This is a genomic window from Acidovorax sp. SUPP2825 (assembly GCF_030158995.1).
Lineage (GTDB): Bacteria > Pseudomonadota > Gammaproteobacteria > Burkholderiales > Burkholderiaceae_C > Paracidovorax.
The window spans coordinates 1-8,848 of record NZ_BQXK01000040.1 but is presented as its reverse complement, the minus strand read 5'-3'; the positions used below and the strand labels follow the sequence as shown (position 1 = coordinate 8,848).

Genomic DNA, 8,848 nt, shown 5'->3' with positions numbered 1-8,848 from the left:
CCAGCGCCCGGTCATCCGCGCCGCCGCCGATCGAACAACCCTTCCGATTCCAGGGGCAGCAGTTCGATGAGGAAACCGGGCTGCATTACAACCGTTTCCGGTATTACGATCCGGCTGTGGGCAGGTTCGTGAGCCAAGATCCAATTGGATTAAGGGGTGGAGTAAATATATATACATATGCACCCAACCCAATTGAATGGATTGACTATCTGGGGTTAGCTGGCAGCAAATACCCCGCACCCGGAAGGCCTACTCCAGACAATACCGGAGGGAAATTTAAGCCTGGACCGGGAAGTGGTCATTATAAGTATTGGCCAAAATGTAAGTGCAAAGGCTGGAAAGACAAAGGTGGTGACGTGTGGGAGCCGACCGATCATAATGGTACGCACGCGCCGCATTGGGATCGCCAGCACCCGGACGGGACACATACCCCCACATATCCGACGAACAAGGAGTAAATTCATGAATTTTGCCTTAAATGACCGAGTGACATTAAAAAAATTTCTAGGAGAAATTAATCCACCACATAAAGTTAAAACCCAGGATAATTATTGGAAACTAATAGGAGAAATGGGTAGCATTGTTAAACTAGAAAATCAATCAAAAATGCCAAAACATCCAAACGGGCCAAGAGTTCTCATTAAATTTGATAGTAATGTCAATAATTTTGGGCTGTCCTGCCATAATGAAATTGAGAACAGCTTGTGGATATTTATTTCCGATTTGAAATAAGAGAGCGGATTGAACAGTGAAGTGCAATGCCAAAATTTTTAATTGCAAGCTCGGGCCTCCTACACCAACCTGCGGCCAAGCTCCAAGCTATCGCGCCCGCTTAAATTGGCAAAGCTATCCGCGGGCTTCTTTGCGCTTGCCGGCCCAGCAGTCATCGACTCACTTTCTCGCGTGAATCCGAGGAATACTTTCTGTATTGGGGCGGCTCAAATAAGCAATTTCGCACAAATTGCAACAATTTTTCGGAATCTTTGACACTCTCCAAAAACACACTCCTTTAAAATTTGATTGGGATTTTCTCAATAAAATTAGGGAGGTGATATGGAGAGAAATTTTCCGAGGCCATATGCCATTTCGCGCCGCGTTGCGCTGGCGCTCTGTCTTTCAAATACCGGATTACCCTTCGCAGCCACCGCGAAGGAAGAATTCCCAAACAAGCCGGTTCGTTTGATTTCCCCGTTTCCGGCCGGTGGCTCCACCGATATTCTGGCGCGCCTGCTTTCCAAACACATGTTTCCCGCCAGCGGGCAGGCCCTGGTCGTCGAGAATGTGCCCGGCGCTGGCGGTAATGTGGGAGCGGCCCTGGTCGCCCGCTCACCCGCCGATGGCTACACCCTCGAAATCGGCGCCATGTCCACGCATGCCATGAATGGCAGCATCTACAAGAACCTGTCGTTCGATCCCATGAACGATTTCGACACGGTGGCCTTGCTGGCCTATGCGATCAATGCGGTGGCCGTCTCGGCCAGCGTGCCGGTGCGCACCTTCCCGGAACTGCTGGCCTACATCCGCGCCAATCCGGGCAAGGTCAACTATTCGACCGGGGGCATTGGCACCCACAACCACCTCACGGTCGCGCTGCTGGCCAAGACCGCCGGTCTGGACATCGTTCATGTGCCCTACAAAGGCGGTGGCCCTGCCGTGGCGGCATTGGTTCAGGACGAATGCCAGCTGTATGCCGGCGGGGCCTCGCTGCTGCTGCCCCACGCCCAGGCGGGCAAGGTGCGACTCGTCGCCGTGACCGAGAAGACCCGTTCGGAGCTGCTGCCGGACCTCCCCAGCGTTTCGGAAACACTCAAGGGGTTCGAGGTAACCAACTGGTATGGCGCGTTCGCACCGCGCGGGCTGGAGGCCAGCCGCCGCGCCCTGCTCAACCAGGAGATCCATCGCGTCATCGCACTGCCGGAAGTGGCCGACCGGCTCAAGGGACTGGGCATGGTGCATGCCTCCCTGTCACCGCTGCAAGTGCGCGACGTGCTGCAGGCCGATCACGACCTCTGGTCACGCACGATCCAGTCGCTTCGCATCGCCAGCGAGTGACGTGCCACGTTCACGCAGTGGGCCTGGGATGGTTCACGACGATGCCCTGTCCAGCGCTATCGAAGAACGTGCATCCTCCAAGACGCGCGTGCGGGTCAGCACATGCGATTCCTGCGATTTCTTACCCATGACGCAAGCTGCTTACCCAAAGGTCTATGCCCTCACGCCCAGGTTCTCCAAGGGTATGCTGGTGCGCTGGTCCGTCATGCTGGTGCGGCAGGGGCAGCGCTTTCAGGGCGAGTTCGCGGTTGCCGATCACGGCGGCGTGGAAGACGCCAAGGCCGCAGCGCTCGCCTACCGCGACGAATTGCTGCGGACCATCCGCCCCTTGAGCCGGCGAGAGTTCAGCGCCATCGTCCGCAAGAACAACACCTCCGGAGTACCAGGCGTCTCAAGAAGCGTTGAGCCGGGAGGGGTTCGCTGGTCGGCCACGGTGTATCTGGCCAACGGTAAATCACAGCGCCGATCCTTTGCAGTGAAGAAGTTCGGCGAGGAGCGTGCCAAGGAACTGGCGATCGAGGCCAGGCACCAGATGCTCCAAACCTTGGATGGGTGGATGGTTCGCCATCCCGACGGTGAACCCCGCCGAGGCCATGAACTCCCCGACATGGATCGTTCGGCCATTCCCCGCCTTCGCAAGGACCGCAGTGAGCGGTTGCCGCCACCGCATTCCCCCGAACGCCGCGTGTACCGCTATCGGTGGACCCGGACGATGCGCCGCGGCGGGGTGTGGACCGGCGAATACTGGATTGCGGAGTATTCGACGTCCGACGGCAAGGTCCGGCGCAAGTGCTTTTCCGTGGGACGCCATGGCGAGGAAGAGGCCAGGCGGCTTGCCCTGGAGCAACGCCGGGAATGGGTGCTGAACCCGCCCCTGCCACAGAACCGGACCCGATAGCGCAAGGCCCGCCAATCGGGAGATCCGCCAGTTCGCTTTGTTGGTCCATGGTGGCGGGACCGTGTGTTTGACTGGGTTTTCGGGCGCGATCTCCGCGCCGGGAAGATCGGAACGCACCATGCCGCACCCCCGCCTTGCTCGCTATCGCCGCCCCGTCCTCGCCGTTCTGGCCGTTCTGGCCGGAACGCTGCTGGCCTCCTTGACGCTCTACATCGGGCTTCACCGTGGCGGCTCAGACGAGCGCCGGGTTGCGGAAGACGCGAACAGTGCCGCCCCACTGGAGGCCAGCGGCGGCCCCTGGGTGCATGGGCCCATGCAGGCGCGGTTCGCGCTCACCCTTTATGCGGACCTCGAATGCCCGTTTTGCAAGACCTACTTTCCGGCACTGAAGGACTGGATCGACCGGCATCCCGACACCCGCCTGCAATGGCACCACCTTCCCTTGCCGACACACGAACCGGCGGCATCGAACCTGGCCGCGTTGGTCGAATGCGTGGGACAGGCCCATGGCCACAGCGGCTATTGGGACGCCGTGGCCTGGATCTACCGCAACACCCGTGGCGGCGGCCAGGGTCTGGAGGACGGCCTGCGCTATCCAGGCACCACGCCTGACGTTCAGGAATGCCTGGACAGCGGCCGGGGCCGCGCCGCCGTTCAGGCGCAAGCGGCCGCAGGGGCGCGCGAGGGCGTGGTCGCCACCCCGACCGTGCGGGTGACCGACACCCTCAGCGGGCAGTCTTTGCTGCTGCAGGGACAGGTCGAGGGCGACGCGCTGCTATCGGCCCTGGATTTGATGGGCAGCGGCAATCCGGTTGCCTCGGACTCCCGATTGTTGCCTGACCCCGCTGCCGATTCGGAGTGAACTGCACGGTGCCATCCGAGGCGTCCGTTGTGCGGGAGTTCACCATGCCCAGTGTTTTTGTTCGGCCAAGTTCAAGCCTGCGGGGAGGTCCGTTGCTCACGGCGGTCATCGCTCTGGCCGGTGCCTTGGCATCGACCTTCGCCCAGGCCGCAGAGGTGAAGGTCTTCACGCTGCAATCGATCCCTTTGATCGGCGTGTCCCCGGAGGTGGCCGTTGTCCACCTCGATGCGGCCAGCCAGATCGAATCCCGCATCGGTGCCCAACTGCCGGCCGATCCAGCACACGCGCAGGCCATTGCGCGAGAACGCCTGAGCCGAGGTGGCGCGGGGTTGCAGCGGGAACTGGCAGCGGCCTACCAGGGCGTGGCCGATGCCTGGAGCCTGGGGATCACCACCCTGCCCGCCGTGGTCGTGGACCGGCGCTACGTCGTCTATGGCGAGCCCGATGTGGCGAAGGCGTCCGCCCGCATCGCGGCCTACCGAAAGGCCCACCCATGAAACACCGACCTGCATGGCGCGCCGGGATCACCGCCGCCCTCCTGGGCATGGCTTCGACCGCCTTGGCACTGGACACCGCCACCATCGCCGCGTCCGCCCTGTCCCCGGATTGCCTGGAATACCGGGTGGTGGGCATCTGCTACTGGCTGCGTTGCTCGAAGTCGGGCTGCTCGGTGCGCACCTCGGTAAAGGTCCGACACTACGTGCCGGATGCCGTCGTGTCGAGCTATGCCAACACGGGCGAGAACCCGTGGGTGGAGGTGCGTGCGATGGGCATGCCCAATCCCACCGCAGTCGCGGGCGGCGACGGCACGACCAACCAGAGCAACGAGAACAATCTCTCCAGATTCAAGAACGCCGATGTGATCGGCCATCCGGGCGGATCGCTGTTCGGCCGTTTTGCCAGCGCCTCCGGGTATAGCTGCGAGGGCGCGGGCACGGCCTTCATGCCCTATCTGATCAGCACGCTCGATACCGTGGCCTGGCGCTACAACGTGCCCGAAGCGGTCTATCCCGAAGCACTGATCCCCGGCATGCGGGAGATCGGCGCTCGCACCACCCTCAATCTATGGGGTGCGGTCTATCCGCGGGGCGGCTTCCTGCACCAGACGGACGACCACAAGAGCGGTGCCGTGGTGGCCCAGCGGGCCGGCGATGTCGTCACGCGGCGCGGGCAGCCGCATGTCTATCAGCCGATGCTCTCCACGCCGCGCGCCGGTTACTGGCCTGCCGGCGCACTCATCGAAGGCAATGCCTCCACGGGCAAGTGGCAGGAACTGACCCCTGCCCTGTCGCCCACCTGTGCGGTGTTCCCTCACTCGAATACCCGGGTGCAGGCCGCGCGTGGCGACTATGCCTGGGCGCTGTGGCGCCCCTATAGCTGCTGCCAGCGGCGGGGCCAGGTGTTCCTGGGCAGCGTGGATTTCAACGGTGGAGGCTTGCGGCCATGACGGTTTCTCATTCGACGCGCACGTTCGCCCTGGTCACGGCGATGGCGGTGGCCTCTCTGCATGTCGGCGCGGTGGCCCAGAGCGCCGATCAGACAGGCGAGTACGGCCTGCAGCGCCAGGGCAGCGTGATCGGGGACGATGTGCTCTACAGCATCGGCGGGGGGCGCGCAGTGTCCATGACCAGTGCCGCCCAGATGCGCTCGATCGGGGTCGGGATCGGCTGGAACAGCAATCTGATTTGCGGCGACATGAACATCGCGACCACGATCCAGAACCAGCTCAATGGCGTCACCAACGGGTTCCAGACCATCATGTCGTCGGTGATCCAGAACGCCACCAGCGCGGTGGCGTCGCTGCCGGCGCTGATCATCCAGCGCGCCGATCCGGGCCTGTACAACCTGCTGACCAACGGGGTGCTGCAGGCGCGGCTGGATTTCGACCGCTCGAAGGCGACGTGCCGCGGGATCGCGAACCGGATGGCGGACGTGGCGGGCGGCCAGTTGGGCTGGGGCCAGTTGGCCGAAGGCATGGCCCTCAAGAAGGCCGTGGCCAGCACCGATGCGGTCTCGGCCATCGACGAGGCGGAACGCCATCGAGGCAAGGACGGCGTGCCCTGGGTGGGCGGGCGCAATGCCGGCGGTGCCGGCCAGGCACCGATCCGGGTGGTCGCGGACGTGACGCGCGCGGGCTACAACTTGGTGAACGGGCGCGGGGTCGAGGACACCTCGCCCATCGATGCCGCCGGGTGTGGCAACCGGCTGGCCTGCGAGACGTGGTCGTCTCCGCAAGCGGCGGTCGACTGGGCCACGCGGGTGCTGGGCGAGCAGGAACAGCGCACTTGCGACGCTTGCACCAAGACCCAGACCGTGCCCGGCGTCGGCCTGACGCCCCTCATTCAGGAGGAATACGACACCAAGCTGCAGATGCTGCAGGAATTGATTGCCGGTCGCCAGCCGACGAGCTTCGAGAACCTGCAAGCCGCAAGCAGCGGCTCGCTGCCCGTGACGCGAGGGGTGATCGAGGCGCTGCGCGACGAACCGGATCAGGACGTTCTGGCACGGCGACTGGCCTCCGAAGTGGCCTTGGCGAGCGTGCTGGAGAAGGCGTTGCTGCTCCAGCGCACGCTGCTGACCGGGCGGATGGAGCCCAACGTGGCCGCCAACGAACTGGCCCAGCAGGCGGTGAGCCAGGACAGCGACCTCCTGGACCGGGAGATCCGCAATCTCAAGACGGAACTGGAGTTGCGCCGCGAGCTCGCCAACAATGCGCCCATGGCCATCATCCAGCGCCACGGCACGCGTGCGGCGGGATCGCGCGGCATCTATCAGGGCGACCCGACGCGCAACCGGCTCGATCAACTGCAACAGCCGCCCCCGCGTGGGGGAACGCCATGAGGCCCGCGTGGCTGCGACTGCGCTGGCTGCCGGGTCGGCGGGCCGCAGTGGCGCTGCTGTGGGCGGCTGCAGTGATCGCCGTCGCCGTCGTCGCCAATCTGGTGGGCATCCGGATGCTCGGCAGCATCAGCCAATGGGACCGCTGGCTCCAGGAGCAGGCGGTGTGGTTTTTCGCATGGCGGCTTTCGCTGTATGCGGTGACCGGCTGGGGATGGGTGTGGATGCGCAGGCGTCTGTGCGCCCGCGAGCCGGACGGCAAGGCGCACCAGCGGTTCCTGCGTGCCGAAATCGCCGCGGCCATGGCGCTGGTGGCACTGGAATGCAGCCTGCTGCTGCAGGCACGCTGACACCGGAGGGATCGGCCGATGACGCTCTACACGACGGACTATCTGGAGTATTACCTGACCCTGGTGGGCTGGCTGGTCCACAACGGGATCTGGAACGTGCTGGTCGCCAGCGGCGTGTTCGCGATCCCGTTCCTGACCATCGTGATCCAGGAGTGGCTCAAGGCACGCTCCGAAGGGGCCGACGAGGGCAACAAGGGGGTGTTGAGCGCCCTGCGGATCGAGAACCGGGTGTTCGTGGCGATCGTGGTGGTGCTGTTCGGGGGCATCCCGTTCATCGATGTGGATCTGTCCACGATCCGCTTCGACGCATCGCGCTCCACCCAGTGCCAGACGACGGTGCCCACGCCTGCGCAGACGGGCTGGAGCCAGTCGTTCACGACGCTGAACGACCAGTCGGCGAAGGTGCCGGTGTGGTGGTTCTTCCTGCATTCGATGAGCAAGGCGGTGACGGGCGCGGCGGTGGCGGCGATTCCCTGCGGCACGGATTTGCGGCAGATGCGCATGGAGGTGGATGCCACGCGCATCGACGATCCGGTGCTGGCCCAGGAGGTGGCGGATTTCTCGAAGGATTGCTACGGGCCTGCGCGGGCGCGGCTGTTCATGCAGCGGCCCGATCTGGACGAGGCGCAGGGCAACGAGGTGACCTGGATCGGTTCGCGGTTCTTCGTGGACACGGCGGGGTATTACGACCGCTACCGTTCCCGCACGCCGCGCGAGGCATGGCCCTACGAGGCCGAGCGGGATGCGGGCCTGGCCGAAGTCGCCAGCGGCGGGGGCTACCCGACGTGCCGCCAGTGGTGGTCGGATAGTGAGAGGGGTCTGCGGGCGCGGCTCCTGGCCCAGGTGAGCCCGAGCCTGCTCACGCGGCTGGCCAACTATGCGGGGTTCGTGTCGCGCAGCGAGCTGGACGATTCGGTGATCCAGGCGATTGCGGCACCGCGCCAGCAGAAGCTGAACCAGGGGGAGGTGTACACGGACTATGGCGGGCAGATCGACAAGACGTTCTTCAACGATCTGGCGCGCGGGGCGGGCAACGTGGGGCTGGCCCTGGGTGCGCCGGGCTTCTTCCCGGCGATGGATGTGCTGCGCCAGGCCCTGCCCATGGTGCTGTCGCTGCTCAAGATGGCGCTGGTGATCTGCATCCCGATGGTGCTGGTGATCGGCACCTACGACCTCAAGGTGCTGATGACGAGCAGTTGCGTGTTCTTCGCGCTGTACTTCGTGGATTTCTGGTTCCAGCTGGCACGGTGGATCGACAGCACGATCCTGGATGCGCTCTATGGCTGGGGCTGGGGGTGGAACCGCCCGATGACGAACTTCAATCTCGCGATGGGGCTGGACAATGCGTTCGGCGACATGCTGCTGAACTTCGTGATGGCGACGATGTTCGTCGTGCTGCCGGGGGTTTGGATCACCGCTTTGACTTGGGCGGGCGTTCGCGTCGGTGGTATGGCACAGTACCTAGCGACAGGAGCCAAAGACGCACAGGCAGCAGGGAGCAAAACAGGCGACACATTGGTGAAAACGGTCTTGTAGACGAGGAAGCGCCTAACCATCATCGTCTGGATCGTAAGGATCAATTCGTGATCCATCCCGATGATAGAGGCCGAACCCAAAAATACCATCGCGCAGTTCTGGCGCTTTTTGTTCGTCGTCAGAGCTTCCGGCACTCCAAGCAACCGCAACGAGGCATCCCAGCAGCAAAGCGAGCCAGAAGGATAGGGGAGCCTCTCACAACCCCATGTTTGACGAATCCGAATAGGGAGGAGTGGGCGCCAGTAGCCGTTTGAGCGTGATGAGGCCCAGCAGCGGTCTGCGCCTGGGTGCATGAGGGGCCTTGCAGGCCCG

The 8,848-nt window shown here is 63.6% G+C and carries 10 protein-coding genes and 1 pseudogene; 10 read left to right on the top strand and 1 reads right to left on the bottom strand.

What is annotated here, in order from left to right:
* The 10 genes from AVAK2825_RS24345 to AVAK2825_RS24300 all read left to right on the top strand — a co-directional run.
* On the top strand, positions 1-458 hold a 458-nt coding region (locus AVAK2825_RS24345), incomplete at its 5' end, for an RHS repeat-associated core domain-containing protein (RefSeq protein ID WP_502870607.1).
* Between the two features lie 4 nt (positions 459-462).
* Complete coding sequence (locus tag AVAK2825_RS24340) at positions 463-732, top strand: hypothetical protein (RefSeq protein ID WP_284403065.1); 270 nt, start codon at positions 463-465, stop codon at positions 730-732.
* 321 nt (positions 733-1,053) lie between these two features.
* A complete protein-coding gene (locus AVAK2825_RS24335) occupies positions 1,054-2,052 on the top strand; it encodes a Bug family tripartite tricarboxylate transporter substrate binding protein (RefSeq protein ID WP_284403064.1) in 999 nt (332 codons plus the stop codon).
* A gap of 28 nt (positions 2,053-2,080) precedes the next feature.
* The gene (locus tag AVAK2825_RS24330) at positions 2,081-2,950 is read left to right on the top strand and encodes an AP2/ERF family transcription factor (protein ID WP_284403063.1); all 870 of its coding nucleotides are present in this window, start codon (positions 2,081-2,083) and stop codon (positions 2,948-2,950) included.
* A gap of 118 nt (positions 2,951-3,068) precedes the next feature.
* Entirely contained in the window at positions 3,069-3,812 is a 744-nt protein-coding gene (locus AVAK2825_RS24325; RefSeq protein WP_284403062.1) for a DsbA family protein, read from the top strand.
* A 44-nt stretch (positions 3,813-3,856) separates the two neighbouring features.
* A complete protein-coding gene (locus AVAK2825_RS24320) occupies positions 3,857-4,309 on the top strand; it encodes a TIGR03757 family integrating conjugative element protein (protein ID WP_284403061.1) in 453 nt (150 codons plus the stop codon).
* A 47-nt stretch (positions 4,310-4,356) separates the two neighbouring features.
* Positions 4,357-5,259 carry a TIGR03756 family integrating conjugative element protein gene (locus AVAK2825_RS24315; RefSeq protein WP_502870608.1) on the top strand — a complete coding sequence of 301 codons (903 nt, stop codon included), beginning with the start codon at positions 4,357-4,359 and terminating at the stop codon, positions 5,257-5,259.
* On the top strand, positions 5,256-6,653 hold the full coding sequence (locus tag AVAK2825_RS24310; RefSeq protein WP_284403059.1) for an integrating conjugative element protein: 1,398 nt from the start codon (positions 5,256-5,258) through the stop codon (positions 6,651-6,653). The genes AVAK2825_RS24315 and AVAK2825_RS24310 overlap by 4 nt, the downstream gene beginning before the upstream one ends.
* Positions 6,650-7,000 carry a hypothetical protein gene (locus AVAK2825_RS24305; RefSeq protein WP_284403058.1) on the top strand — a complete coding sequence of 117 codons (351 nt, stop codon included), beginning with the start codon at positions 6,650-6,652 and terminating at the stop codon, positions 6,998-7,000. Before AVAK2825_RS24310 ends, AVAK2825_RS24305 begins: the two co-directional genes overlap by 4 nt.
* 18 nt (positions 7,001-7,018) lie before the next feature.
* Entirely contained in the window at positions 7,019-8,536 is a 1,518-nt protein-coding gene (locus AVAK2825_RS24300) for a conjugal transfer protein TraG N-terminal domain-containing protein (protein ID WP_284403057.1), read from the top strand.
* A 12-nt stretch (positions 8,537-8,548) separates the two neighbouring features.
* Here AVAK2825_RS24300 and AVAK2825_RS24850 read toward each other — a convergent pair.
* Positions 8,549-8,707: pseudogene (locus tag AVAK2825_RS24850) on the bottom strand (DUF3742 family protein); the annotation flags it as partial.
* Between the last annotated feature and the right edge of the window lie 141 nt (positions 8,708-8,848).